Origin of the sequence: Pseudomonas sp. (assembly GCF_040514055.1) — a bacterium.
Classification (GTDB): Bacteria; Pseudomonadota; Gammaproteobacteria; order Pseudomonadales; family Pseudomonadaceae; genus Aquipseudomonas.
In genome coordinates this window covers 48,739-73,979 of the sequence record NZ_JBEVDL010000066.1, presented here as the reverse complement: position 1 = coordinate 73,979, position 25,241 = coordinate 48,739, and the positions used below count along the sequence as shown (strand labels likewise).

General features: G+C 65.2%; 21 protein-coding genes and 1 pseudogene. 10 read left to right on the top strand and 12 right to left on the bottom strand.

Annotated features, from left to right (window positions below):
• Positions 1 to 351: 351 nt before the first annotated feature.
• A complete protein-coding gene (locus ABWY06_RS16800) occupies positions 352 to 3,819 on the top strand; it encodes a PLL family lectin (RefSeq protein ID WP_353926713.1) in 3,468 nt (1,155 codons plus the stop codon).
• 15 nt (positions 3,820 to 3,834) lie between these two features.
• Positions 3,835 to 6,039 carry a hypothetical protein gene (locus ABWY06_RS16795; protein ID WP_353926712.1) on the top strand — a complete coding sequence of 735 codons (2,205 nt, stop codon included), beginning with the start codon at positions 3,835 to 3,837 and terminating at the stop codon, positions 6,037 to 6,039.
• Positions 6,040 to 6,157: 118 nt separating this feature from the next.
• On the opposite strand, the gene ABWY06_RS16790 is transcribed toward ABWY06_RS16795, so the two are convergent.
• The 3 genes from ABWY06_RS16790 to ABWY06_RS16780 form a co-directional block, all read right to left on the bottom strand.
• Positions 6,158 to 7,027: a DMT family transporter gene (locus ABWY06_RS16790; RefSeq protein WP_353926711.1), complete on the bottom strand. Its 870-nt coding sequence runs from the start codon at positions 7,025 to 7,027 to the stop codon at positions 6,158 to 6,160.
• 673 nt (positions 7,028 to 7,700) lie between these two features.
• A complete protein-coding gene (locus tag ABWY06_RS16785) occupies positions 7,701 to 8,618 on the bottom strand; it encodes a LysR family transcriptional regulator (RefSeq protein ID WP_353926710.1) in 918 nt (305 codons plus the stop codon).
• Between the two features lie 4 nt (positions 8,619 to 8,622).
• On the bottom strand, positions 8,623 to 9,537 hold the full coding sequence (locus ABWY06_RS16780; protein WP_353926709.1) for a LysR family transcriptional regulator: 915 nt from the start codon (positions 9,535 to 9,537) through the stop codon (positions 8,623 to 8,625).
• A gap of 244 nt (positions 9,538 to 9,781) precedes the next feature.
• Between ABWY06_RS16780 and ABWY06_RS16775 the strand changes: the two genes are divergently transcribed.
• Together ABWY06_RS16775 and ABWY06_RS16770 are read left to right on the top strand one after the other, a co-directional pair.
• The gene (locus tag ABWY06_RS16775; protein ID WP_353926708.1) at positions 9,782 to 10,858 is read left to right on the top strand and encodes a glycosyltransferase family 2 protein; all 1,077 of its coding nucleotides are present in this window, start codon (positions 9,782 to 9,784) and stop codon (positions 10,856 to 10,858) included.
• Complete coding sequence (locus ABWY06_RS16770; protein WP_353926707.1) at positions 10,851 to 12,194, top strand: NDP-hexose 2,3-dehydratase family protein; 1,344 nt, start codon at positions 10,851 to 10,853, stop codon at positions 12,192 to 12,194. Before ABWY06_RS16775 ends, ABWY06_RS16770 begins: the two co-directional genes overlap by 8 nt.
• Before the next feature lie 57 nt (positions 12,195 to 12,251).
• On the opposite strand, the pseudogene ABWY06_RS16765 reads toward ABWY06_RS16770, so the two are convergent.
• Both ABWY06_RS16765 and ABWY06_RS16760 read right to left on the bottom strand, forming a co-directional pair.
• Positions 12,252 to 12,353: pseudogene (locus tag ABWY06_RS16765) on the bottom strand (TerC family protein); the annotation flags it as partial.
• A 276-nt stretch (positions 12,354 to 12,629) separates the two neighbouring features.
• Entirely contained in the window at positions 12,630 to 13,607 is a 978-nt protein-coding gene (locus ABWY06_RS16760) for an AraC family transcriptional regulator ligand-binding domain-containing protein (RefSeq protein ID WP_353926706.1), read from the bottom strand.
• A gap of 68 nt (positions 13,608 to 13,675) precedes the next feature.
• Here ABWY06_RS16760 and ABWY06_RS16755 point away from each other — a divergent pair, with 68 nt between their 5' ends.
• A complete protein-coding gene (locus ABWY06_RS16755; RefSeq protein ID WP_353926705.1) occupies positions 13,676 to 14,530 on the top strand; it encodes a sterol desaturase family protein in 855 nt (284 codons plus the stop codon).
• Positions 14,527 to 15,123 (top strand): NADPH-dependent FMN reductase, encoded by a 597-nt coding sequence (locus tag ABWY06_RS16750; protein ID WP_353926704.1) that lies wholly within the window; start codon positions 14,527 to 14,529, stop codon positions 15,121 to 15,123. Before ABWY06_RS16755 ends, ABWY06_RS16750 begins: the two co-directional genes overlap by 4 nt.
• 184 nt (positions 15,124 to 15,307) lie before the next feature.
• Here ABWY06_RS16750 and ABWY06_RS16745 read toward each other — a convergent pair whose 3' ends face one another.
• Positions 15,308 to 16,642: an aminotransferase-like domain-containing protein gene (locus ABWY06_RS16745; RefSeq protein ID WP_353926703.1), complete on the bottom strand. Its 1,335-nt coding sequence runs from the start codon at positions 16,640 to 16,642 to the stop codon at positions 15,308 to 15,310.
• 163 nt (positions 16,643 to 16,805) lie between these two features.
• On the opposite strand from ABWY06_RS16745, the gene ABWY06_RS16740 reads away from it, so the two are divergent.
• Positions 16,806 to 17,408: a DJ-1/PfpI family protein gene (locus tag ABWY06_RS16740; protein WP_353926702.1), complete on the top strand. Its 603-nt coding sequence runs from the start codon at positions 16,806 to 16,808 to the stop codon at positions 17,406 to 17,408.
• A 134-nt stretch (positions 17,409 to 17,542) separates the two neighbouring features.
• Here ABWY06_RS16740 and ABWY06_RS16735 read toward each other — a convergent pair whose 3' ends face one another.
• Positions 17,543 to 17,974 (bottom strand): GFA family protein, encoded by a 432-nt coding sequence (locus ABWY06_RS16735; RefSeq protein ID WP_353926701.1) that lies wholly within the window; start codon positions 17,972 to 17,974, stop codon positions 17,543 to 17,545.
• A 183-nt stretch (positions 17,975 to 18,157) separates the two neighbouring features.
• Positions 18,158 to 18,922 carry a sulfite exporter TauE/SafE family protein gene (locus ABWY06_RS16730; protein ID WP_353926700.1) on the bottom strand — a complete coding sequence of 255 codons (765 nt, stop codon included), beginning with the start codon at positions 18,920 to 18,922 and terminating at the stop codon, positions 18,158 to 18,160.
• 95 nt (positions 18,923 to 19,017) lie between these two features.
• Between ABWY06_RS16730 and ABWY06_RS16725 the strand changes: the two genes are divergently transcribed.
• Positions 19,018 to 19,914 carry a LysR family transcriptional regulator gene (locus ABWY06_RS16725; protein ID WP_353926699.1) on the top strand — a complete coding sequence of 299 codons (897 nt, stop codon included), beginning with the start codon at positions 19,018 to 19,020 and terminating at the stop codon, positions 19,912 to 19,914.
• Between the two features lie 249 nt (positions 19,915 to 20,163).
• Positions 20,164 to 20,847 (top strand): class I SAM-dependent methyltransferase, encoded by a 684-nt coding sequence (locus ABWY06_RS16720; protein ID WP_353926698.1) that lies wholly within the window; start codon positions 20,164 to 20,166, stop codon positions 20,845 to 20,847.
• A gap of 300 nt (positions 20,848 to 21,147) precedes the next feature.
• Here ABWY06_RS16720 and ABWY06_RS16715 read toward each other — a convergent pair whose 3' ends face one another.
• The 4 genes from ABWY06_RS16715 to ABWY06_RS16700 form a co-directional block, all read right to left on the bottom strand.
• Positions 21,148 to 21,639: an RES family NAD+ phosphorylase gene (locus ABWY06_RS16715; protein WP_353926697.1), complete on the bottom strand. Its 492-nt coding sequence runs from the start codon at positions 21,637 to 21,639 to the stop codon at positions 21,148 to 21,150.
• Positions 21,636 to 22,112, bottom strand: coding sequence for an Xre family toxin-antitoxin system antitoxin (locus ABWY06_RS16710; protein ID WP_353926696.1), 477 nt, complete (start codon positions 22,110 to 22,112; stop codon positions 21,636 to 21,638). Before ABWY06_RS16710 ends, ABWY06_RS16715 begins: the two co-directional genes overlap by 4 nt.
• A gap of 211 nt (positions 22,113 to 22,323) precedes the next feature.
• On the bottom strand, positions 22,324 to 22,716 hold the full coding sequence (locus ABWY06_RS16705) for a VOC family protein (RefSeq protein ID WP_353926695.1): 393 nt from the start codon (positions 22,714 to 22,716) through the stop codon (positions 22,324 to 22,326).
• Positions 22,717 to 22,918: 202 nt separating this feature from the next.
• Positions 22,919 to 24,136: an MFS transporter gene (locus ABWY06_RS16700; protein WP_353926694.1), complete on the bottom strand. Its 1,218-nt coding sequence runs from the start codon at positions 24,134 to 24,136 to the stop codon at positions 22,919 to 22,921.
• Positions 24,137 to 24,238: 102 nt separating this feature from the next.
• On the opposite strand from ABWY06_RS16700, the gene ABWY06_RS16695 reads away from it, so the two are divergent.
• The gene (locus ABWY06_RS16695) at positions 24,239 to 25,060 is read left to right on the top strand and encodes an AraC family transcriptional regulator (RefSeq protein WP_353926829.1); all 822 of its coding nucleotides are present in this window, start codon (positions 24,239 to 24,241) and stop codon (positions 25,058 to 25,060) included.
• Positions 25,061 to 25,241: the final 181 nt, after the last annotated feature.

Sequence of the window (25,241 nt, the reverse complement as noted above, 5' to 3'; positions counted from 1 at the left end):
TTTGACCGCAGGTTATGACTATAGCGGCTGAGGCCCTGGTCATTGGGTGGGTCCACAGGCTCTTTTGCCCGGGCGCGGCCGTAAGCCTGGCACCGTCGGCGGGCGGTTGTGGGGCCGTCGCCTGCGCCCGCCAACCGGGGTTTGCGGAACCCCTTCACGGCGCGCGCACGGCGCAGTGGTCAATACGCCATTAGGTTCTACGCTTGGTGAGCCCAAGGCATTCGCATGTCCTGCTCGCAGTCGCACATTGCAGGCCACGGGAGGCCCGTCGGCGCGGCTCAGCGCTTCGGGTTGAGCCAGGACCACGTCCGTCAGAACAATCCCTCCACTCTTGCCGTCAAGGAAGACCCCATGCCGCATGCCCACAGCACTTCGCCGACCTTACCGCCTGTTATGCCGCTGCAGCTGAGCGCGAGCCATGTGCTCAGCCAGGACATCATCATGACCGCGACCATCCCGGTCGATGCCAGCAGTCCGGCGCCCATCGGGGTGTTCACCAATCCCGCCAGTGGAGGTGTCGGCGGCAACGCCCAAGTGGAAGCCCTGGCCATCGTCAATCATGGCGAAGGCAAGCAGCTGTGCCATATCGCCCGCGACCTGGGTACCGACGGTGGCTGGCGGGTGATCCCACTCTTCGGCGGGCGGGCCGCCGAGCAGGTGGCCGCGGGCGTCGCCTATGCGCGCACCGCGCAAGCGGCGGTGCATGGTCTGTTTGTCGATGCCGGGCAGTTGCTTGCCACCTCGTTGGCGGCCGACGGGTCGACCTGGTCGACGCCGGTGCTGGTGGCCGGCGAGGCACCGAACAATCCGCGGGTCGCTTACTCGCCGAACGGACGGTTGGTGATCTATGGCAGCGATGCCAAGGGCGATCTGGTCACAGCCTATCAGCCGGCGATCGATGGCCCGTTCAAGACCACCGTCTGCGCGGTGCAGGGCGCGCTGGGTGGCGGCGACTTCCAGCTGTGCATGACCGATGAGAGCACCTTTCACCTGCTGGTCAACATCAAGGGCGCGCCGTACCAGATCTTTGGCAGCCTGGACGCTACCGCGAACGACTCGCTCGGTCCGGTGCCGGATTTCACCGAGAAACTCAAGCAGGTGGCGCTGGGCTATTGGAACCCCGCGCAGATGGCGCTGACCTTTCTGTTGGTGGAGGACGATGGCGCCTTGCACGCCTGGACCGAAGGGGTGGCGGGCACCCAGAAGATCCCGGGCAGCAACGTCGTCCAGGCCACCGGCCATGTCAGCCTGGACGGTGACGGCAACCCGTTGCTCAACCTCTACCTGATCGACAAACACCAGCAGCTGTCGGTGCTGCACCAGAGCCGACGCACGGCTTGGAATACCGACGGCAGCCCGCGCTGGGTACCGCTGCTGGCGCTGGACGGCAACGTCGCCCATGTGGTCAGCGACATGAACGTCGCGGCGGCCCCCTCGTTGTTCGCCCTGGACGCCGGCGACTATTCGTTGCGCCTGCATGCCCAGCACGCCACCTCGCGCATGTGGCGCAGCGAGACCCTGCTGCAGCACAAGGTGCAGGCCTACGAAGTGGTGCGCTACCGCAGTGAAATCCGCATCCTCGATGCCAACGGGCGGGCGCTGGCCCATCATCCGGTCACCCTCAGCGTGGAGAAGGACGGCTCGGCGGTGGACGTCGCCGCCGGTGGGCGCCTGCATCAGATCGACGAAACGGGGACCGTCCTGACCACCGATGCCAGCGGCAAGCTGACCGTCGCGGTGCTGGCCAGCGGAGGGCTGGTCTGCCCCAACCTGGTGGTCAGTGGCACGGGGCTGACCGCCTCGCTCGAAGCGCGTACCGTCAAACCCTCGGCGGCGATTCACCAGTACCTCGCCGGCAACGGCACGCTCAACCCGACCAACCCCGGCGGACCGCTGCCCACGTTCGATGCCCAGGGCGGCACGTTGGCCAAGGCCACCCTCGGCGGCAAGCCGCTGGCGCCGGGGGCCAGCGATGGCGAGTTGGCGGCCACTGCGGCGGCGGCCATCCAGCAGGGCGCGCTGGTGGCTTTGGGACATAAACCCGCGGGTGTGCAGGGCTTCGGCGGTTCGCTGCGCCCCGGCCAGGCCTTCTTCGAGGTGTTTCCCGACGAGGTGGCGCTGCAGGCCCACCTCAGCCGGCATCTGCAGGCCAACGTGGGCGGCTTCTGGGACGACCTCCTGGATTTTTTTGGCGACATTTTCGAGGGCATCAAGAATGCCGTGATCAAGATCATTCACTTTGTCGTCGACGTGGCCCGCGGGCTGGTCAACCTGGTACTGCACCTTGCCGAAGGTGTGGCCGAGTTGCTGGGGCTGCCCATCGATGGTATCGAGAAGGCCGCCAACTTTATGAACGGCGTTTTCAACTCGGTGGACGCCGGCATCGACAAGGTGGCCGATTGGCTGAAAGCGCTGTTCGACTTCAAGGCCATCTGGAACACCAAGATGGCGGTCCAGCAGGGGCTGGAGAGTTTGCCGCCCTATGTGGTGAAGTTGTCCGTCAAGGCCCAGGGCGCCATCGACGGCTGGTTCGGCCAGCAGAAAAGCAAGGTCAGCCAGGCGCTGGACGCGGTCAAGGACCAGTACGCCGGCCATACCTTCGGGCAGCTGCCGAACTGGCAGGATCCCTGCGCGCCTGCGTCGAACAGCCCGGTCGCTGGCGGCGCGGCGCCGTCGGACTTCACCGACAACGCGCACCACAACTGGCTCCACGACAAGGTCAGTTGCTATGCCCCGGACACCGCCGGGCACTCGCTGGATGACTCGATCGATGCGCTTTGGCAGACGGTCGCCGGGCACCTGAAGGACAGTGGCGAGGAATTCCGCGCCGCGCTGGAAGATTTCCGCATCGCCATCTGGGCGACCCTGAAGGACCCCAGCAGCTTCGCCACCACGGCCGTGCCCGCGTTGATCGACATGCTCAAGGAACTGGTCCTGGCGATCCTCGATCTGCTGGATGCCCTGGCCGATGCCGTGGTGGCGTTGGTCGCCACCGGCTTCAATATGCTCGACAAGATTTTCCGCGCCGAATTGCCGCTGGGGTTTCTCAATACCCTGTGGGCCTGGATCGCCAAACGCGTGGGCCACCCGGAGGATGCCACGCTCAATCTCTACTCGCTGAGCGCCTTGGTGGTGGCGTTGCCCACCACCCTGATCTACAAGCTGGCGGTGGGCGTCGAGCACCAGCCGTTCCCGGACGGCAAACTGGCGCTGCAGCCGGCCAGTCCCTTGGCCCTGCAGGCGCCCTTCCAGATGCCCTGGCAGTGCGTGCTGACCTCCGACATCGTGCGCATGGTGCAAGTCATCCCGGCCGGTGCCTCCGATGTGCTGGCGGCCAGTTGCCCCAAATGGCTGACCGCCGTCAACCTCGGTTTCTCTTCAGCGGTCTGGATACTGCGCCACGGCTACCCGGAACAATGGAAGGAGATCCTGGTCGGCCTGGCGGTGTCGGGGCCGGCACTGTTCGCCGGGGCCATCGAGTGCATCGAGGCGTATCAGAAGCTCGAATCGCCCCAGGCCAACGACCTGGTGGCGGTGTGCACCACCTTGCTGGGGGTCGGTGGTCTGGCCTATGGCATTTACAGCGATATCGAAGAGGACAGCTTCCACAAACGGCCCGGTCTGTTCAGCGCCAGCCTGCTGACGCCGCTGCCGATGATCTTTGGCTTCCTGACCCTTACCAAGATCCGTGAGAACCCCGAACTCCTGCCGTTCGCTATCGCCGGCAACCTGCTGTTCGACACGGTCGGTTATGTTGGCGGGGGCCTGGAGCTGATGCTCGATACCCTGGAGCGTAAACCCAAAACCGCCAGCCTTTGAGCAGGAGTGATCGCCATGTCGACTTTCCAAGAGCTGGCCGCCGCCCTGCAGGGTACGTCCCCCACCAACGGTTGGGATGCCGTGCTGGCGCTGGATCAGGCGCGGGTCAATGCGCTGTTTTTCCAGCAGTACCTGAACGCGGGGCCGACCAACCCACGGGCGGGCCAGCCGCTGCGGGTGATGCTGAGCCTGGGCGAAGGCAGCACCTACTGCATCCTCGACGTCGAGCTTGGGCCGCCGGAGTGGACGTTTGCGCCGGGCAGCAGCGACGCCACCTTGACCATGGAGCTGATCAAGGGGTCGGTGATCGCCTTCGACCCCAGTACCCCGGCCGTCCACAACGCCATCTATATTCGCCCCAAGGAGTCCCGGCTGGTGGGGGCGTTGGTGCTGGCCAAGGTCACGGGCGAAGTCAACACCCTGGGCGCGGTGGTGGCGGACCTCGGTGCCTCGGCCTATAGCCCCACTATCGTCGGCGTCGATCCGGGCTCGCTGCTGAACACCGAGATCGGCAACGCCGTTAGCGCATTTTTCGCCCACAACGGCATGAATTTCCATATTGGCTCGGTCGCGGTGGGCAGCGTGCCGGCGCTGATGCCCACGGACTTTCATTTCGCGGTCCAGCATCAGGCGGGCTCCGATCAGGCCTGCGTGCTGCTGCTGATCAAGACCAGCGGTGCCGAGGGCGGCGGGGCGCCGTTGCCCAGTTATCCGATTCCGACGGGGCAAACCTCGGCCCTGCTCTTTTCCGAACGCACCTTGTTCAAGGACGTGCTGCCTCAGCAGCTGATCAAGGTCTTCGCGCCGTTCAACGCGACGTTCGAGGGGCGCCAGGACACGGCGGGGTCCTGGTTCACGGTGGCCACCGGCGGGACCGTTAGCATGGGACGTGTCGGTGACCCGGGAAATCATATGGAGCAGGCGTTCAGCGATGGGAATGTGCAGTTTCCAATGAACGGCTTCACCATTTCCCACAAGGATGGGACGCAGTACGTGGACTGGAAGCCGACCTACACCGGTCCTTGGCGTGCCAGCAAGAATGACTGCCACTTCGACACCCACGGTAACGGCTCCTGTCATTGGATAGTGCTCGATCCGATCGACATTGCACTGCGTGCCGAATACGTGCAGCACGGTGCTCCTGTATTGGACACGGGCGATTCGGCGGTCTCTTTCCCTGCGGGCAACAGCCCAACGGTCACCCTGGAGGCAGATAACCCCGGGTGGTGGGCGCTTTACTCCACCCGTATCGACGGCACGATCGTGGCTGCCATCAATGCGGCGTTGACCGGGATGTTGAAGAATTTTTCGATCCCGGATATCCACCTGTTCGCGCTGACCTCCTTGCTGTTCCCCAATAAACACGTGGTGCACCTGGAGCAGGTCGCGCTGCCAAATGGCCTTTTTCTCTCTGGCAAACTGGATCAACCGCTTAGCCTGACGCCCGCGAGCACCACGCTGGCGCCAGGGCAGAGCGTGCAGTTGGAGGTGACCGGCCACCCGGCGGCCGATTACCTGTGGCAAATCAAACCCTCTATCGGCACCATCGAGGCCGGGCGCTACACTGCGCCTGCTGCGCTGGCGACCGCCGAAGTGGTGGTGGTCACGGCGATCAGCAGGAAGGATGCGGGCTTGTCCGCCAGCGCCATGCTGCTGGTTTACCAGAATCCGGCTGCCAGCGGCATTTCCGTCGCGCCCGCCCGTTGCCTGGTGACCCCGGGCCAGCAGGTGCAGCTGTCCACCAGCGACGCCACGCAAAAACCGCTCCCGGTGCAATGGACCCTGTCGCCCAACCTGGGCCAGATTCGCCCGGGCTTTGGTCCGGGGCTGTACCACTACACGGCGCCGGCCAGCCTGGCCCAGGCCACCGACGTGACCGCGTCGGCGGTCGACCCGAGCAACCCGAAACTGACCGGCACGGCGCTTATTCGGGTGGTGCCCAGCACCGCGGTGGTACTGGCCCCAGCGCAGGCGTCGCTCAAGTGTGGGGCCACCCTGGCCCTGAAAGCCGAAGACGCGGGCGAGTCGGTGGGTGAGTTGCGTTGGTTGGTTTATCCGGTGGGGGCAGGCACGGTTGTCACCCAGGTCGACGACGACAGCCAGGCAATCTACACCGCCCCGGCGGGTCTTGCCCTGGGGGCCCAGGCGTATGTGGTGGCGTATCGGGTCAATGAGCACGGCGCGGGGTTGGGCACGACCATCATCAGCCTGAGTGCCTGACCCGCACCCGCCGGCGGGCCCTCCCTGGCGTCCATTGCTCGTTCCCACGCTCCGCGTGGGAGCGCAGCCCTCGACGCTCCAGCGTCTACCTGTCCAGGTCTGCGTGACCCAAAGCCGATTAGCCCTTGGCCACCGGCGCCTGGCGAAACACCAGGGCCACACCCAGCAGGATCACCGCCATGCCGACCAGGCCCAGCAACGGCAGCCGATTGCCCAGCAGCAGGTAGTCCATCGCCGCGGTCACCCCAGGCACCAGGTAGAACAGGCTGGTGACATTCACCAGGTTGCCGGCGCGGATCATCCGGTACAGCAGCAACTGCGCCACCACCGAGACGATCAGCCCCAACCACAGGGCGGGTCCAAAGAAGCCCAACGACAGCTCGAACTCGATCGGCTGGAAGGGCGCGAATGCCAGGCAGGCCAGCAGCGTGACTCCGTACTGCAGTGGCAGCACTTCGGCCGGGGCTTGTTGCACGCGTTTTTGCAGGATGGCACCGAGGGTCATGCTGACCAGCGCGCCCAGGGCGAAGAGGATGCCCAGGGGCGCGAAGCGCGACAGCACCAGACTCTGGTACACCACCAGCACCAGGCCGCCGAGGGCCAGCAGCAGGCCGGCGAGCCGCAGGGCGTTGAAACGCCGCTCGATCAGCAGCAGCGTGAGGATCGGCTGAATGCCCAGCAGGGTGGCCATCAGGCCCGGGGTAATGCCATGGGCCATGGCCTGGAAATAGCAGATGGAATAGCTGCCGATCAGCAGCAGCCCAGTGCTGGCGACCTGCCGCCGGGTGCCGCGTGCGGGTAACCAGCGACCCCGGCTCAGGCCCAGCACCAGCAGCACCGCCAAGGCGATGCAAAAGCGCAGGATCAGCAGGGCAAAGGCCGAGCCGTGGTCCAGGCCCCAGCGGGTAAAGATGGCGGCACTGCCCCACAGCAGGACAAAAAGCGCCATGGCCCCGTAGGAGGCCAGTGTGGATCTGTTCAACGTCATGTTCGATTCACCTGTCAAAAGCCAACAGGCTCCCGCGCGCTACCCGGCGCGCAGGCGCGGGCAGACATCGGAGTTAACGCGGGAGCGGTGAGAGCGGGCTGAAATCAGCCCAGTGCAACGGCGGCCGGCGGCGGGCTGACGCCTACTGCTGCGCCATCGACGACAGATGGATCAAGCGGGGGGTAGGTCGCGCACGCGCAGACACCGGCGGTGATTGCCAGGGCTGAAGCATCGCAGATGCGTGCGGCGAGATCGGGGGTCATAACTACCTTGTCCATTACCACGGCGGGTAAGTGAAAGCCGAGCCTAACCCATGCGGTGTGGATCCTCAATAGACGCCGACGGTGGCGGGCTGGCGCTGCACGACGCGCCAAGGCCGCCCTGCCAGGGAATTGCGTAGGATGGGTCAGGCGCTCTCGGGGATTATCGGCGGACGGCGTGCTGCAAACGCCGTAACCCATGCGGTGTGGATCTTCAATAGGCGCCGCCGGTGGCGGGCTGGCACAGAACGACGCGCCGAGGCCGCCCTACCAGGGAATTGCGTAGGATGGGTTAGGCGTTCCCGGGGATCACCGGCGGACGGCGTGCTGCAAACGTCGTAACCCATGCGGTGTGGATCTTCAACAGGCGCGGACGGTGGCGGGCTGGCGCAGAACAACGCGCCGAGGCCGCCCTACGCGGCCCCGGTGTCGTAACCCAGCGCCGGGTGTTCGCGCAGGCGGGGTACGGCGAAGTCGACGAAGCTGCGCACCCGAGCGGCGGCCTTGCGGCCTTCGCGGTAGAGGAGATGCACGGCCACGGGCGGCGGCTCGAAGGCCTGCAGCACGCGGACCAGGCGACCTTGCTCAAGCAGCTCATGCACCTGATAACTCATGCAGCGGGTCAGCCCGGCATCGCGGCAGGCGGCGACAATGGCCGCCTGCTGGGTGGCGCAGCTCAGGCGCGGACGAAAGGGCAGGTTGAGCAGCTCGCCTTGCTGCTGGAAGCGCCATTCGGGCAGGCGCGCGTCGGCGCTGGAGTGCACCAGGTGGTGCTCTGCCAACGCCTGGGGTGTGGCGGGAACACCGTGTTGGGCCAGGTAGGCCGGGCTGGCGCAGACCACCCGGCGAATGCTGCCGACCCTAAGGGCGAACAGCGAGGAATCGGGCAGGTCGCCTATCCCCACGGCGACATCCACGCCTTCTTCATGGAGGTTGGGAAAACGGTCGAGGTACTGGGCGAACAGCTGCACTTCGGGGTAATGGTTCAGGTAGTCGAGCAGCAGGGGGGTGAGCAGCTGCTGGCCGAACAACAGCGGCATGGCCAGGGTCAGTTGGCCCCGTGGCAGCGCGTGCAGGCCGCGGGCTGACGCCTCGAGATCCTCGACTTCCTGCAGGAGGCGTCGACAGTCGCTGGCGAAGCGCTCGCCGGCCGCGCTCAGCGTCACCCCGCGGGTGCTGCGCTGCAGCAGCGACACGCCCAGACGCCTTTCCAGCGCGTCGATGGCACGGGCCACGGTTGGCGCGGAGAGGTTCAAGCGCCGAGCCGCGCCGGCCAGGCTGAGGTCGCTGGCCACGGCCTGGAAGATCGACATGGCTTGATGGCGATCCATGGTCTCAGGCCGTGCGCTGGGTGTTGAGCGCCGGGTCCTGGCCCAGGCGCTGGGCGCAGAAATCGACGAAGGTGCGCACCTTGGCCGGCACCTGGCGCCCGCCCTGGTACACCACCTGGATCGGCAGCGGCGGCAACTCGAAGTCCTCCAGCACCAGTTCCAGCTCGCCGGCGGCGACCTGCTTGGCGACCTGGTAGGACAGCACCCGGGTCAGGCCCCAGCCGAGGCGCGCGGCATTGATCGCCGCCTGGTAGGCGGTCACCACCAGGCGCGGCTGCGGGCGGACGCTGAACGGGCCCTTGGCATCGGCGAATTGCCAGTCGCTGACCAGGCTGCTGCTGGCCGCCACCACGACCCGGGCCTGGCTCAACTCATTGGGGTGCTGGGGCCGCCCCTGCTCGGCCAGGAAGGCCGGCGAGGCGCAGACCACACGGCGCACTTCACCGACCTTGACGCTGTGCAGGCCACTGTCGGGCAGGCGGCCGATGCGCACGGCCACGTCGATGCCTTCGTCGACCATGCTCACCACCCGGTCCACCAGCAGCGCCTTGATCTGCACGGCGGGGTGTTCGGCCAGGTAGTCGACCATCACCGGGGTGACGAAGAGTTCGCCGAACAGCACCGGCGCGGTGAGCGTCAGTTGGCCGCGGGCGCTGGCATGGCTGCCGGCCGCGGACTCCTCGGCCTCCTCCAGTTCGGCAAGGATCCGCCGGCAGTCCTCCACGTAGCGCTGGCCGGCCTCGGTGATATGCACGCTGCGCGTGGTGCGGGCCAGCAGCAGCGTACCGATGCGTTCCTCCAGGGCGGCGACGGCGCGGGTCACGCTGGGCGGCGACAGGTTCAGGCGCCGCGCCGCGCTGGCGAAACCCTGCTCCTCGGCCACGGCGAGAAACACCTGCATTTCCTGAAACCGGTCCATACAAGGGTCCTGTGCGCGTCGCTCGAGTGGGTGGCGTGCAGCTTTGCGCGAACCTGGTCCTGGGTCAAACCCCGGGGGTTGCACGGCGGTCCTCTTCAGCCACACCCTGAATATTTGGAAACCTGTAGAGTGCAGCCAACCGCTGGGAGGGGCTGATAAGGTGGGTACAATTGGGCCCCCCTTTTACCCTCACTACCCCCTCACTGTGGGCTGGGGTGCGAGCGCTTTTCGTCAAGGACACCGCATGTCGTTTATTGCATCGCCCTGTATCACCATTGTCCTGGCCACTTACAACAGACCCGATGTACTGGGCTTGACCCTGCAGTCGGTACTGTTGCAAACGGAGCGGCGCTGGCAACTTCTGGTGATTGGCGACCGCTGCGACGAACGCACCCAGGCGGTCATCAACGACATCGGCGATCCGCGCATCCGGTACCTTAACTTGACTACCCGCTGCGGTGAGCAAGCGGGCCCCAACTCGGTGGGCTTGCAGCTGGCGACGACCGAATTCATCGCCTTGCTCAATCACGACGACCTCTGGTTACCTGATCATCTGGAACAGGCGCTGACCTGTTTGCAGGGCAGTGGCAAGGACCTCTATGTGGCCCGCGCCGCCTTTGGCTATGAGCCGGATACCCAGGGCGATCGCAGGCAGCGTCCGTTGTTTCGCGAGGCCAACCCGCTGCACCGCAAGCTACGCCATGCCTACACCACGGCCCCCTTTATGTTCGAACCCTGCAGTTCCTGGGTCTTGCGCAAGTCATTGGCTGACAAGGTTGGCCCGTGGCGCTCGGGCCGCGATCTGGCCCGCACCTCGCTGCAGGACTGGATGATGAGGGCGTGGCGCGCCGGTGCCCAACTCTGTTCGGTACCGGCGATCACCGTGCTCAAGTTCAACACCCACCATCAGGCTAGCGCCCAGGCGATCAAGCAGTACGAGTGGGGTAACCGTGAACAGGCGAGCATGCTGGCAGTGATCGCCAGTACCCGTCCCGAGGCGGTTCGACAACTGCTCGAGGACGATCTCCACTATTCCCGGCAGGCCCAGCTGAGGATCCGCGATCCCATGCTGTTCTTACGCCAGCCCCACAGTCGGCTTGAAGGCTGGTGCGGACGACTGCTGTTGTCTCGACTGGCCGCTGGGTGGTATTGGCTTACCGCTCAGGATGGTTACGATCTGTACAATCGGCGTTGGGGCAAGCCGCGCGGGTCGCAGATCGCCGCGGTGGTGGGCGCGCGCGTTGGCGAGGCCTTTCCGCCGGCCTATGACATGGCCACCCTGCTGCGGCAGGCACAGGACGGGCTGGGCCTTCATGAGTGACGGCGCCCGGGCCGAAAGACTGATCGAGCTCGATCACTGGCTGACGGGCTGCAGGCAGCGCTCCCAGCTCAAGGTCACGCCCATCGATTGGCAGGCCTGCACGGGTTGGCAGGTGTCGGCGCAGGGCATCGAACATCGCACCGGCGGTTTCTTTTCCCTCCGGGGTCGGAGCAGCGAAGCCGTTGCCGGGGTGGCCCCCGCGTACGCGCAGCCGATGATCGATCAACCCGAAATCGGCATATTGGGTTTTGTGCTGCGGCAAGGCCCCGTGGGGTTCGAATGGCTGCTGCAGGCCAAAACCGAGCCGGGTAATGAGCTCGGTACCCAACTGGCCCCTTCGGTACAGGCCACCGAGAGCAACTACAAGCGGCGGCACAACGGAGCTGCCACGCCTCTGTTGGAGTTATTTCTGGCACCGGGCAAACACCAGGTGTTGTCCGACACCCTTGGCTCGGAGCAGGGAAGCCGGTTTATCGGTAAGTACAACCGTAATATGTCGGTGCTGCTCACCACGGCCATCGACGATGACTTGGGCCCTAACCTGCGCTGGTGCCCGAGCCAGGTCCTGCAGCTGTTGTTGCTAAGGGATTTCGTGCTCAACACCGATGCGCGCTCAAGCTTGTTTATTGCCGACTGGCGAACGTTAAGCCGTGCCGCTCACCCCTTTGCCGATGTGCAGTCGGCCTTTGGTAAGGCCTTGCAGCGTTCCTTTGCAGCGCAAGCGCCCGACCTTGCGCAGACCCTGGGCTGGCTGACCGAGCTGAGGGGACGCCCACGACCGACCCCGCTTGGCATGGCGCTGGCCGCGCTGGACAACTGGACCTTCAATGAGCATGGCTTGCAGAGCTCGGGCGATGCCCAGTACCGCATCAGCGCTTTTGCGGTCTCGACGACCGATCGGGAAGTGGACGCCTGGTGCCAGCCGCTGGTCAGCGGCCACCGTGCCAACCTGGCCATTCTCTACTGCCAGGAGCAGCAGGGCGTGCTGCGTTTTTTGCTGCGGGCGTCCTGGGAGCTGGGTTTCATGGAAGGCTTTCAGCTGGGGCCCAGCTGGCAGAGCGACGCCATGGGCTACCAGGCTTTGGCGATCGCCGATCTGCGGCGGGATTCGCGGATCAAGATTGTCTGCCAGATCCAACAATCCGACGAGGGCGGCCGTTTTATCAACAGCATCTGCCGCTACCAGATCCGTCAGTTACCCAACGGCCTGCCGATTCCCGACGATCTTCACTACCGCTGGCTCACCTTGGCCGATATTCACGCCATGCGCCCTCTCAAAGGCTTGCTTACCAACGAGGCCCGCAGCGTACTGTCGATGCTGTTGGCGTGGCTGTGAACAGCGCTCCAGAGCGGCTAACGGGGTCGAGCGGCTAACGGGGTCGGAGTGAATACGCACGCCCAGGTCGAAGGCCAGCAAGGCGATAACGATGGTGATAAAGACCAGCCACAACCAGGTGGCCGTGCCGAGAAACTCGGCGAAGAGAAACGGTTCTAGGCAGTCATGGAGCCCCTCCTTTCAGTCGAAGTTGTACAAACGGTGATTCCGACATCGCGGGGTTAACTGCCAGAGGGGCCCGGCATCACTGTGCAAACCCTACAAAGGCGCGGGGCAGCGCTCAACCGAACAGGTTTTGCAAAGTATGTCCATGGCGAATGGCCATTGCTCGGGGCCGGGCAGTGCGCGGCTAGGCTCCGCGTGGGGCGTTGACCGAAATTCTCTGTGAAGCAACGAGGCGCTCAGTGAGCTGTCGAGGGTATTCGCGCCCTCCGGTCAGTCGGATACGTTTTGGCTCAGCCCGCTCCAGCGCTTGCGCGCATGCAGGTACGCTGCCAGATCGTTGTAGCCCAGCTGGCTGGCGATCACGGTGCGGGATTCGCCCTGCAGTTCGAGGTGCAGTTCCAGTTCGGCGCGTACCTGGTCCAGCACCTGGCGGAAGCTGGTGTCCTGGTCCTCCAGGCGTCGGCGCAGGGTGCGTGGGCTTTGGTGCAGGGCCTCGGCCAGGTTTTCCAGGTTGGGCGTTTCGCCCCGGGCCAGGGCCCGGCGCGTCATCAGCGCCACCTTGGCCGCCCAGCCGCTGAATTGCCGGTGCTGGGCCATGCGCCGGTCCAGCTCCGCTGTCAGCAGCTCGAGCATGGCGGCGTGACGGGTCTGCAGGGGCAGGGCCAGGCTGGCCGCGTCGAAGTACAGGCGATTGTGCGGGCAACCGAATTCGATGCGCTCGCCGAACCATTGTCCGTAGTCCTTGTAATAGACGGGTCGCCCATGGGCGAATTGCGCCAGCACCGGGCGAACCTGCTGCCCGGTGCCCAGGCGCAACTGGGTAAGGGACATCACGCCATAGTGCTCGGTGACATACCGCGCCAGTTCCGCTGGCGCGTCGACGCACAGCTCCACCCCCAGGCCATGCTGGTCATCCAGCAGCCTGAGGCTGTCGGTGTCGCCGCCCAGCGGCGCGTAGCGCGCCCAATGGCCCATGGCCGAGGCCACGTCGGGGCAATACAGGCACAGGCAGGCGATGACGTGCCACTCCTGGGGCGTGAACAAGCCGAACAGCTTGAGGCCGATGGCCGGGTCCAGCCGCGCGGCCTCGCGCCATAACTGGTCCAGCTCCACCAGGCTGTAGTCCGCCGCCTTGGACGGCGCCTGGCTGTCGAGGAAACGCTGCAACACCTGCCCGAGCCGGCCACGGTGAAAGCGCTGCGGCGGCGTATTGGCCCGTTCGAGCGGGATTTTGTCCGGTTCGCGCATTGGGGGCGATGGGGTCCTGGTTCTAAATGGCCGTGTGCAGCCCACACGGGGCCTCAACCGAGATCGCCATGGATACAACACTTAGCGTCCACAATCCAACTCTGATCGTCGCCGCGATCTTCCTGGCCTTTGTCCTGCTGGAACTGGCCTGTTCGGCGTTTCGTCAATCGCGCAGCCTCAGGCGCGATCTGCTGATCGAGATCGTCGGCTCCAGCCTGTTGCTGGCGGTGACCTTTCCCCTGGTGATGTGGCTCAGTGGCACGGTGCTGCAGCACCTGGTTCCGCAATTGAAAGGTGCCCTGGTAGGCATTCCCTGGATCGCCGGCTTTGTCCTGTTCCTGCTGCTGGACGACATGACCCAGTACTGGTGGCATCGCCTGACGCACCGTGTCCCGGCGCTCTACGCCCTGCACCGCGCCCATCATTCGGCGCCCTATATGAGCATTCGCATCGTCTACCGCAATAACAGCTTCTACTACCTGCTGATGCCCGGTCTGTGGCTGTCGGGCACCTTGATCTACCTGGGGCTGGCGCCGGTCTACTACGTCTATCTGATCCTGAAAATGACGGTGATCTTCGGCGCGCACAGCAGCATCGCCTGGGACGACAAACTCTATGGCGTGCGTGCCTTGCGGCCGCTGCTGTGGCTGCTGGAGCGGACCCTCTCCACGCCCTCGACCCATTCGGCCCATCACGGCTTGAGCGCGGACGACGGCATCACCCACTACAAGGGCAACTTCGGCAATCTGCTGTTCTTCTGGGACATCCTCTTCGGCACGGCGAAGATCACCCGCCGCCGGCCACAGGCCTACGGCATCGAACACCTGGCGGCGGCCAGCTGGCGGGAGGAACTGTTCTGGCCCCTGGTGCGCACCCGGCGCGTTGCCCGAGCCGCCCAGCCGGAACCGGAGGTGGCGCAATGAGTCGCCATATCACCCTGCTGGCCGGCTCCAGCCGCGGTAACAGCCAGTCGCTGAAGGTGGCGAGCTACCTGCGCCAGCGACTGGCCAGCCTGGGGCTGTGCGACTCGACCGCGCTGATCGACCTGGGCACCAGCCGCTTGCCGCTGTGGCCGGACAAGGATGCCAATAACACCTGGAGCCAGCTGCGGACGTTGCTGCAGGAGGCGACGGCGCTGATCGTGATCAGCCCGGAGTGGAACGGCATGGCCTGTCCGGCCCTGAAGAACCTGTTCCTCTATGCCGGTCTGGGCGAGCTGGGGCACAAGCCGGCGCTGCTGGTGGGGGTTTCGGCCGGGCTGGGCGGCGCCTATCCGCTCAGCGAGCTACGCGCCTACAGCTACAAGAACTGCCGCATCGCTTACTTGCCGGAGCAACTGGTCGTGCGCCACGTCGAGTGCATGTTTAACGAGGGCGAGCCCCAGGACGAGCAGGATGCCCGGCTGCGGGCCCGTGCCGACTGGGCCTTACAGATGCTTTGCCAATACGACCAGGCCTTGCAAAACGTCCGTCGGGACATCGACTTGTTTCACCCGGATTTTGCCAATGGCATGTGAGCGCCTGAAGGGGCCGCTTATCCGCGTGCCGTGCGCCGGCCGTCTGTGCTTGCATGCTGGCCTCATTCTGAAATGGCGGTACTGGTCGCTCGGGGTCACCTGGGTCTCGCCAACGGAAATCAACCACCCGCAGTAGCCGCCAAGCTAAACCCTGTTGGCGGCTCCCGTGAGCCATCTACCTTCGCTAATACCCCTGCAAGTCCACCACCCGTTTTACCTGTTCCAGGGCGGTCTGGAGCGCGCCCTGCGATACCGAACCCAGCGCCAGGCGCAGGGCGTGGGGGGCCTGGGCGGTGGTCGCGAAGGGCTCGGCGGTGGACACCGAGATGCGCTCGCGCAGCAGCGCCGCGGCGACCTGGTCGGCGCGCACGTCTTCGCCCAGGGGCAGCCAGAGAAAATAGGACGCGGGGTGGCCGATGCAAGGCAGGCCCGCCAGCGCGCGGCGGGCAATGGCTTGACGGGCCCGGGCATCGCGGCGCTTTTCGTCCTCCAGGCGAGTGACAGTGCCGTCGTCGAGCCAGCCGCAGGCGAGCGCGGTCATGACCCCCGGGGTGTTCCAGGTGGTGGCCCGGATAACCCGCTCGATCGCCTCCGCCCAGGGCGCGGGCGCCGCGACGAAACCCACGCGCAGTCCGGTAGCGATGCTCTTGGACAGGCCCGAGACGTACACCGTGGTTTCCGGTGCCAGCGTGGCCAGGGGCGGGGCCGGGTCTTCGGCCAGAAAGGCATAGGCCGCATCCTCGATGATCAGCAGGCCGAATTCCCGGGCGATTGCCACCAGCCGCTGGCGCCATGGCAGGCGGGTGACCCAGCCCAGGGGATTGTGCAGGGTCGGCATGCAGTACACCGCCCGCACCCGTCGCCGCCTGCACAGGCGCTCCAGGGCATCCAGGTCCGGCTCCTGGCCCGCCGCCGGAAGCGGCGCCAGCTCCAGGCCGTGGGCCTGGGCCAGCACCTTGAAGCCCGGGTAGGTCAGGGCATCGGTCGCCACCACGTCACCGGGGCGCAGCAACGCCATGACGGTGGCGGCCAGCCCATGCTGGGCGCCGCTGACGATCAGCACCTGGTCCTCGTCCACGGTCAGGCCGCGGCAGTGCAGATGGCGCGCCACCGAGGCCCGCTCGTGGCGACGCCCGGCATGGGGCTGGTAGCGCAGCAGGGCTTCCATGTCGCCGGACAGCGCCAGTTGGCGCAAGGCCGTGCGCAGCAGTTCAGCCTGGCCCGGCAGGGCGGGGTAGTTGAAATTGAGGTCGAGCATGTCGGCGGCCACCGCCTGCTGGTCAATGCCCAGGCCCAGCGGTAACGAGGTTTCCCGCACAAAGGTGCCGCGGCCGGTTTCGCCGCTGACCAGGCCCATTGCCTCGAGCTCCGCGTACACCCGGCTGGCGGTGGCCAGGGCCAGCCCCTCCCTGGCGGCGAGTTCGCGGTGGGTGGGCAGGCGGGTGCCCGGCGCCAAGCGACCGGTCTGAATATCAGCGGCCAAGCTGTCGACCAGCACTTTGTAGCGTGCAGCGGCCATGCAAATGTATCCAGTACAATAATTTGATTGTACTGATTCTCGACCCTAGCATCGTCTGGCGCAACCGACTCTCCCGGCCCGTACCGGGGAGGATCCGGGGCCATCGTCCGACGCGGCGACTCGCCGTATCGTTTCTGATCTCCTGGCACATAAAGGCGGCCCCATGCATATCGCTATCCTGACCTTCGAAGGCTTTAACGAACTCGATTCGCTGATCGCCCTGGGGGTGCTCAACCGCGTCAAGAAGCCGGGGTGGCGGGTGTCGATCGCCAGCCCCGCGGTCCGGGTTCGCTCCATGAACGGGCTGGTGATCGAATCCCAGGCCACGCTGCGCGAGGCGAGCGAGGCCGATGCGGTGCTGGTCGGCAGCGGCATGCAAACCCACGAGGTGGTCGCCGATGCGGCCCTGATGGCGCAGCTGCAGCTCGACCCCACGCGGCAACTGCTGGGCGCGCAGTGTTCCGGGGCCTTGGTGTTGGCCAAGTTGGGCCTGCTCGATAACGTGCCGGCCTGCACCGACCTGACGACCAAACCCTGGGTCCAGGCCGCGGGAGTGGAAGTGCTCAACCAGGCGTTTTTCGCCAAGGGTAATCTGGCCACCGCTGGCGGCTGCCTGGCCTCACCCTACCTGGCCGCCTGGGTCATCGCCCGCCTGGAAGGGATCGACGCCGCCGCCAGCGCCCTGCACTACCTCGCGCCCGTGGGGGAGAAAGACCAGTACGTGGAGCAGGGTATGCGGCATATCACGGCGTATTTGCCGGTTTAGGCGACAGTCAGCTCGCGCGTAGGCTGGATGACGCCTTATCCATCCTCCGAACAGGGCGCTGGATACCCGCCTGCGCGGGTATGACGGTACCTGCCGGCCTGATCCTCGGTGACGTAGGCATTGCCCCGGCGCTTTTACTCCCGGGGCAATGGTGTAAACCGCAACACACCGATGATGGCGTCCCGGCCCGCATGGTCGCTGGGATGGGCCACGCCGTCGCTGACCGGCACTTCCTCGAAGTCGAAGGGGCTTATGTCTTCGAGGCAGGCGACGTTGACCCCGTACTGCTGGGGATTGGAGCGTCGCTGGTGGTGGGTATAGATCCCGCAGATCGAGCAGAAGTAATGTTTGGCCGTCCGCGTATTGAACTGGTACAGCGAGAGCGCCTCGGCGCCGGCGGTCACCTGCAGGTCCGCCACCTGGGCGCTGACCGCAACGGCACCACGCATCCGGCAGTAGGAGCAATCGCAGCGTCGCGCCGTGTGCAGGCCGTCGCTCAGGCGAACGGAAAAACGTACTGTCCCGCAGTGGCAGCTGCCGTGGGTGTGCTGAATATCCTTGTTCACGTGAGCCTCCTGATCAGCCGGGTTGATACGGGTGGGACCCTCAGTATCAGCCAATACTGCAAGCAACAAGCAACAAGCAACAAGCTGAAAGCTGAAAGCCTCTGACGCCTGGGCCAAACACGGCAGTACCCCGCTGACCCTGGTGAGCGTTGCACAAGGCAAGCCCCCGTTTTTAAACAACGGCTAGCCATTGACCAGCAGGTGGCCACCCAGCATGGCCATGCCGATAAAGAACACCCGCTTGAAGGTTGTCGGGCTGATCCGCTGGCGCAGCCATTGCCCCAACGCCATGCCTGCCAGCGCGGGGAGTACCAGCAGCAGCGACGCGCTGAGCAGCCCACCGTTCAGCAGTCCATGGTTGAACAGCCCGCTGGCCAACGCCAGGGTCGACACCGTGAAGGACAGGCCCAGCGCTTGCACCAGCTCATCACGGTTGAGGCCCAGGGCCTGCAGGTAAGGCACCGCGGGAATCACGAAAACGCCGGTGGCGGCCGTGACCAAGCCGGTCAACAGCCCGCACAGTGGCCCCATCCAGGCTTCCCGGGACGGTGACAGACGCAGGCTGGGCAGGTAGAGGCCAACCAACGCGTACACCAGCAGGGCGCCGCCCAGTGCATGGGTGACCCAGGGCCCCGCGCCCAGGCCAAACCATCTGCTGCCGGCCAGCGTGCCGATGCAGACCGCCAGCAGCATCGGCCACAAGCGCCTGAGCAAGGGCAGCAAATGCCCGCCCTGGGTCAGCTGCCAAAGATTGGTCAGGGTGGACGGAATGATCAGCAGCGCCGCAGCCTGTGACGCCGGCATAGCCAGGCCCAATACCCCCATGGCCACGGTGGGCAAGCCTAGGCCGATGACCCCCTTGACCGTACCGGCCAGGGTGAAGACCGCCAGAACCAGCAGGATCAGGGCTGGACCTATGGATTGATAGAACGCGAGAAGGTTTGTCATGGGCCCATGCTAGGCCCTCGCGGTACGCCGATAAATCTGCGATAAATTGACCAAGCCTATGTATATGACAGAGGCATGTTGAATGTGAGGCGCCCATGCACTTCGATCTGGTGGACCTGCGGCTATTTTTGCATATCGTCGAAAGCGGCAGCATCACCGCGGGTGCGGCGCTCAGCCATCTGTCACTGGCCTCGGCCAGCGCCCGGGTGCGAGGCCTCGAAGCGTCCCTGGGCATCCCCCTGCTCGAGCGCGGCCGCCGTGGGGTCGCGCCCACGGCGGTCGGCAAGTCCCTGGCCCGGCATGCCCGCGCCATAGGCAGCCAGGTCGAACGGATGCAGGGCGACCTCGCCGAGTACGCCAAGGGCTTCAAAGGCCAGGTCCGGCTGTTGTGCAACACCTCGGGCCTGAGCGAATACCTGCCCGAGCGCCTGGCGGACTTCCTGGTCAAGCACCCTCATATCGATATCGATGTACAGGAGATGCCCAGCGTGCGCATCGTCGCCGCCGTGCGCCAGGGGGCGGCCGACCTCGGGCTGATCTCCAGCGGCGTGGACAGCAGCGGCTTGCACTGCCGTTACCTCGCCGACGACCCGATGCTGCTGGTCATTCCTCCCGGCCATCCCCTGAGCGGTCGCCGTGGGGTGACCTTTGTCGACAGCCTGGAGCATGAATTTATCGGCGTGGCCGCCAGCACCGCGTTCTCGGTGTTGATCGAGGAACAGGCCATGCATACCGGGCGCCGCATGCAGATTCGCGCCCGGGCCGAAAACTTCGGGGGCCTGCTGCGCATGGTGGCGCGCGGTGCCGGCCTGGGTATCGCCCCCAAGGCCTGCGTGGACCGCTTGCGCGGCAGCCTGGCCTTCGACAGCCTGCCGTTGCACGAGCCCTGGGCCGCGCGCCAATTGCTGCTGTGCAGCCGCTCCTTCGAGGCGTTGCCGCCTTATGCGGCGTCGCTGGTGGAGGCGATCTGCGCTGATTCGTCGGGCGGGTAACTGGCGCCGGCGTTGGGGCTGCAGACATCGCTGATGTCGCCGCGCCGCGTAACCCGCCGTTGGGCTGCACACAGCCGATGCAGGAACAGCTCACGGCGGCTTATCGTAGGGCGGGTAACTGGCGCCGGCGTTGGGACAGCAGCCTCGCTGATGCAGACGCGCCGCGTAGCCCGCCGTTGGGCCGCGCCTGCCAGACTGAACCGGGGACGACAGCCATCCGTCCTCACACTCGTTTTTTCCGGAGCCCCTATGAGTGACGCCGCCGACCCCCTAACGGACCTGATGGACAGCTGGACCCGCAATGCCAGCGCCTGGACGTCTGCCGTGCGCAGCGGTGCCATCAAAACTCGGGTCGTCACGGACCGCGCCATGGTCGAGGCCGTGCTTGCACGCCAACCGCAACGGGTGCTGGATCTGGGCTGCGGTGAGGGTTGGTTGATTCGCGCACTGGCGCAACAGGGCATTGATGGCGTGGGCGTCGATGCGTCGTCGGCCTTGATCGAAGCCGCGCAGCAAGCTGGAGGCGGCACCTTTTACCTGGGCTCATACGCCGAACTTGCAGCCGGCCTTGTGCCCCTCGGCAACAGCTTCAATGTGATCTGCGCCAACTTCGCCCTGCTGCACGCCGAGATCGCGCCGCTGCTTCGGGCGCTGCGCCCGCTGCTTGCCGCGGGCGGGGCGCTGATTATCCAAACCCTTCATCCCTGGGCGGTGGGTGGGGCCTACCGCGACGGTTGGCGCGAGGAAGACTTCGCCAGCGTCGAAGGTGCCTGGCAGCCCATGCCCTGGTACTTCCGGACGTTGGAAAGCTGGGTCGAGGTGCTGCATGAAAGTGGCTACGCGGTCCGCCAATTGTACGAGCCCCGACACCCGGAGACCGGCGTTCCGCTGTCCATGTTGTGCGTCGCCGAACCACCAGAGCAATTTCACTAAAAGTCCGTCTGCACCTGGGCGCCCGTCCGCGTGGGTTACGCCGCGCTGCGGCCGCGCCGTGGTTTGTTGGCGCAGCTTCCGCGCGGCTAACGCCACCCTACGAAAAGCGCGCCTGCGTACGCGTCGGGTGAGCTGCTCAACCTTGTAGCACTCCTCGCTGCCGAGATTTGAAACTGCGGACTGCATTGCGCCCATGTGGGGCAGTTTCGCATCGGTACTGACCGCTTGGCATTCTTCATCATGTCCGGCCTTTCGCCGGGATGGCCAGCTCGCATGACAGCCGCGACGCTGGACCTGGCGTCATGCCCTGATCAGGCGGGTATCGAGTCCGAAGCGCTCCTGGGACAGGAGCCGGAATTGATCGGCTGCCAGATCGCAACTGACCAGCAGATTCCACGAATGGCGTGTCACTGCCGATGGGATAAGCACGAACGGATGCTGGGCCAGCAGTCGGTCGGCAAATTGTTGCTGATTCGGCGAGGGTTGTGAGGGGATCAGCCAGTTTGGGTTAGGCAGGTCCTCTGGCTGAACGACCTGAATAAGCCTGGGGTCGAGTACCTCAAAGCAGGTCAATACGTGCGGTACTGTGTCGAGGGCGTCGAACCCAATATGGGCCGCCACTTCCAGAATGGCCGTTGATGGATCGGCCGATGCGTAAATAACCCGGCGGCCGGGTGGGTTCCATCGGCCCCCGGACGTTTGGGCGCCGATGCCGCTATCCCAGGTTGCCTTATAGGTCTCGCGATCCAGGCGCCAGGCGTGCCACGTCCCATCCCAGGGCAATGGGGTCACTGGTAGACCCCGTGCTCGATGCGGGTCAGGTAGTCCTCAACGGCCTGGAAGCCGAGCGCGTTGTCGATCAGCTCCAGAGGGACATGACCGTCGAGATATTTGCACGGCCTTTCAAGCCATTCCTCAGCCAGTTTCTGGGCGCCGAACACGCTGGTGGCGTGCTCAAGGGCCCTCGCATACTGGAATGCTATGGCACTTTGCTGAGGGTTCAGGCGGACGGGCTTGGGTTCCTTTGCCAGGCGCTGGAGCGTACGGACGGACTTACCGGTGATGCGCCTGACCACATCGTATTCCGAGAACAGATCCGAGATCGAAAGCATGTCTCGAACAGCGCTCAGGGTGAAGCCTTCCTTCGCGTACTGGATCACCAGCATCGGCGAGTCGCCCCTGCGGCCGCGAAACAGCACTTCAGTAGGCTTGATGGCCGCTTTGGTGGTCGTTGCCCCGGCCGATTTTTCCGCAGTGGTGATCATGGCTGTTTTCTCCCTTGCGACATATGACGCCATGATAGCGCCAAATGGCGTATTGCGGGGTTCAAGCCGGATGACTGGTGCAGGCCTTGGCGCTCACCCCCTGCCTGCAGGCCAAACGGCGTCAAGGTTGGCCACGAAGCGGCGTACGGGTGGGGCCGGGCCGGCAGGTTGCAGCTAGCGCGTGGCGACGCGGTTCAGGTTGCACGCCGGGTTAAAGCGCACACTCGCGAAACTGCAGCACATTGCCTTCGGGGTCGTGGCCGTCGCAGACGCGTGTTCCCTGAAACTGCCATTCACGCTCTGGCGGCTTGAGTTGCCCGCCGAGTGCCGGTGCCATCTGGCGCGCAATGGCGAGGCTCGCGACCGGCAGCACCAGTTTGATCGCGGTGTCCTCGCGCGGCAGCGCTGGCGTGGCGACGTGAATGGCGGCCGCGAGCTGGGCGGGAAGGGCAACGATAACCAGCTGAAAGGCCCCAGCTTCAAGCACGACATGGTCGTGCTCGGCGTGCGTCACCTGCAGGCCGGCGATTTCTGCGTAAAAGCTGCTGATGGTGCGGGTGTTCTTGGCGTAAATAACGGCGCCGCCGGCGAATGGCATGGACACTTCGGACTCCTGGTGCGTTGCGTTCTGGCGGACGCGGGAGCGTCCGCGCGGCATTCCCACGTGGGGCCTGGGAACGATCAACATCGGAAGATTATCATGCGGCGCCGCTGATCCAGGGGGCGCGGGAGCGTCCCGGGCGGCATTCCCACGCGGAGCGTGGGAACGATCAGTCAGCTGATCCAGGGCCGTCCCGCCGGGCGCTTTAAACCCCCTTGGTCGAAGGCAGCAGCACCGTCAGCACGCCGAGCAAGGGCAGGAACGAACACAGGAAAAACACATACTCAATGCCGTGGATATCGGCCAGGTAGCCGAGAAGCGCGGCGCCGATGCCGCCGAAACCAAACATCAGGCCGAAGAACAGGCCGGCGATCATGCCGACATTGCCGGGCACCAGTTCCTGGGCGAAGACCACGATGGCGGAGAAGGCCGAGGCGAGGATAAAGCCGATGACCATGCTCAGCACGCTGGTCCAGAACAGGTCCACATAAGGCAGCGCAAGGGTGAAAGGCGCCGCGCCGAGGATGGAAAACCAGATCACCTTTTTACGGCCGATCCTGTCGCCAATCGGACCGCCAAAAAAGGTACCGGCGGCGACGGCGCCAAGGAACAGGAAGAGGTAGAGCTGCGAGGTGGCCACCGGCAACTGGAATTTTTCGATCAGGTAAAAGGTGAAGTAGCTGGTGAAGCTGGACATGTAGAAGTACTTGGAAAACACCAGCAGGGCCAGCACCACCAGGGCGGCGGTCACCCGTCGTTTCGATAGGCCGTGGCTGGCGATGCCACCAGGTTTGAGCTTGAACAGGTTCAGGTGCTGGCGGTACCAGCGGCTCAGGCCGTAGAGCACGAAGATCGCAAAGGTGGCGAACAGCCCGAACCAGGCGACATGGCCCTGGCCGTAGGGAATCACGATGGCCGCGGCCAGCAGCGGGCCAAAGGCACTGCCGGCGTTACCGCCGACCTGGAAGGTCGACTGCGCCAAGCCATAGCGACCGCCCGAGGCCAGGCGCGCGATGCGCGAGGTCTCCGGGTGGAAGGTCGACGAGCCAATGCCCACCAGCGCCGAGGCCAGCAGGATCGCCGGGAAGCTGCCGACGAAGGCCAGCATCAAAATGCCCACCAGGGTGCACAGCGAACCCACCGGCAGTAGCCAGGGCTTGGGATGGCGGTCGGTGTGGTAACCCACCCAGGGTTGCAGCAGCGAGGCCGTCAGTTGGAAGGTCAGGGTGATCAGGCCGACCTGGGTGAAGGTCAGGCCGTAATTGGCCTTGAGCATCGGGTAAATCGACGGCAGCACGGCCTGAATCAGGTCATTGATCAGGTGCGCCAATGCGCAGGCGCCGATCACGCGCATGACCAGGGGGCTGGCTTGATGGGCTATCGAGGATGACGCCACGGGCGGAGCAGTGCTACTGAGGGACATGTTCGGTCTTCCGGACGGAAACAACGGGAGCGGCGGGCGAGCTGTCCTGCACAGCGCGCTGCTGGATTTCGGGGTTCGCGGCTATCCTAGGTTTTCGAGCGGCTGCCTGTCTCGCGCAACTCAGGCAGTAACCATCGCAAAAAGGGCGATATTGACGTGACTATCTGTAAATCCTTGGCGGAGATCGATGGCGGGAATTGGCTGGTCAGCGGCAGAGCCACGGACTACCCCGATGACTGGCGTGTCGAGCCCCACAGCCATAACAAGCATCAGCTGATCTACGCCATACAAGGGGTGATGGTGGTCAACGCCGGGCTCAATCAATGGACGGTCCCGCCCAGCCGCGGCATCTGGATGCCCAGCGGTCAGGTGCATGCCATCCGCTGTGTCGGCCCGGTGAAAATGCGCAGCGTGTTTGTCCGGCCCGACGTCGAACAGGCGCTGCCCGGCGAATCCAAGGCTGTGAGCATTTCCCCGCTGCTCAGCGAACTGATCCAGGCCTCGATCACGATCACTGAGCCGTACGAACCGAACTCCCGCGAAGCCCGGGTGATGCACCTGATCCTGGACGAGCTGAACATTCTGCCGACCTTGCCGCTGCACCTGCCGCAGCCAGCGGACCCGCGCATCCAGGCCATCTGCAGCACCTTGCGACAGGAGCCCGGCGACGGCTCCACCCTGGCTGACTGGAGCGTACGCCTGCACCTGGACGAAAAAACCATCCAGCGCCTGTTCCAGAAAGGCACCGGCATGACCTTCGGCCAATGGCGCCAGCAAGCCCGGCTGCTGCTGGCGCTGGAGCGCATCGCGGTGGGGGAGAAGATCATCGATGTGGCCGGGCAATTGGGCTATGAAAGCCCCAGTGCCTTTACCAGCATGTTTAAAAAGCAGTTTGGCATGACGCCCAGCCATTTTTTCAAGTGAGGTGGCGTGCGTCCATTTTCCGCTTCCTGGGAAGGGTTATTTCACCTCTGGGCCGTGCTTGGGTACCTGGGCAGGGCGGAACGCAGAGCGTCCCGGGCGGCATTCCCACGCGGAGCGTGGGAACGATCGTCCCCCGTCCCCTTCGGCGCGAGGGTGCACCGCAGATGGGGCGTTGGCCCGT

Excerpts from the sequence above, each read along its gene's own strand:
- ABWY06_RS16750 (WP_353926704.1), top strand. The coding sequence starts at position 14,527 with ATGAGTCGCCATATCACCCTGCTGGCCGGCTCCAGCCGCGGTAACAGC.
- ABWY06_RS16710 (WP_353926696.1), bottom strand. The coding sequence starts at position 22,112 with ATGATCACCACTGCGGAAAAATCGGCCGGGGCAACGACCACCAAAGCG.
- ABWY06_RS16745 (WP_353926703.1), bottom strand. The coding sequence starts at position 16,642 with ATGGCCGCTGCACGCTACAAAGTGCTGGTCGACAGCTTGGCCGCTGAT.
- ABWY06_RS16700 (WP_353926694.1), bottom strand. The coding sequence starts at position 24,136 with ATGTCCCTCAGTAGCACTGCTCCGCCCGTGGCGTCATCCTCGATAGCC.
- ABWY06_RS16775 (WP_353926708.1), top strand. The coding sequence starts at position 9,782 with ATGTCGTTTATTGCATCGCCCTGTATCACCATTGTCCTGGCCACTTAC.
- ABWY06_RS16730 (WP_353926700.1), bottom strand. The coding sequence starts at position 18,922 with ATGACAAACCTTCTCGCGTTCTATCAATCCATAGGTCCAGCCCTGATC.
- ABWY06_RS16800 (WP_353926713.1), top strand. The coding sequence starts at position 352 with ATGCCGCATGCCCACAGCACTTCGCCGACCTTACCGCCTGTTATGCCG.
- ABWY06_RS16720 (WP_353926698.1), top strand. The coding sequence starts at position 20,164 with ATGAGTGACGCCGCCGACCCCCTAACGGACCTGATGGACAGCTGGACC.
- ABWY06_RS16740 (WP_353926702.1), top strand. The coding sequence starts at position 16,806 with ATGCATATCGCTATCCTGACCTTCGAAGGCTTTAACGAACTCGATTCG.
- ABWY06_RS16785 (WP_353926710.1), bottom strand. The coding sequence starts at position 8,618 with ATGGATCGCCATCAAGCCATGTCGATCTTCCAGGCCGTGGCCAGCGAC.
- ABWY06_RS16725 (WP_353926699.1), top strand. The coding sequence starts at position 19,018 with ATGCACTTCGATCTGGTGGACCTGCGGCTATTTTTGCATATCGTCGAA.
- ABWY06_RS16760 (WP_353926706.1), bottom strand. The coding sequence starts at position 13,607 with ATGCGCGAACCGGACAAAATCCCGCTCGAACGGGCCAATACGCCGCCG.
- ABWY06_RS16790 (WP_353926711.1), bottom strand. The coding sequence starts at position 7,027 with ATGACGTTGAACAGATCCACACTGGCCTCCTACGGGGCCATGGCGCTT.
- ABWY06_RS16770 (WP_353926707.1), top strand. The coding sequence starts at position 10,851 with ATGAGTGACGGCGCCCGGGCCGAAAGACTGATCGAGCTCGATCACTGG.
- ABWY06_RS16780 (WP_353926709.1), bottom strand. The coding sequence starts at position 9,537 with ATGGACCGGTTTCAGGAAATGCAGGTGTTTCTCGCCGTGGCCGAGGAG.
- ABWY06_RS16755 (WP_353926705.1), top strand. The coding sequence starts at position 13,676 with ATGGATACAACACTTAGCGTCCACAATCCAACTCTGATCGTCGCCGCG.
- ABWY06_RS16795 (WP_353926712.1), top strand. The coding sequence starts at position 3,835 with ATGTCGACTTTCCAAGAGCTGGCCGCCGCCCTGCAGGGTACGTCCCCC.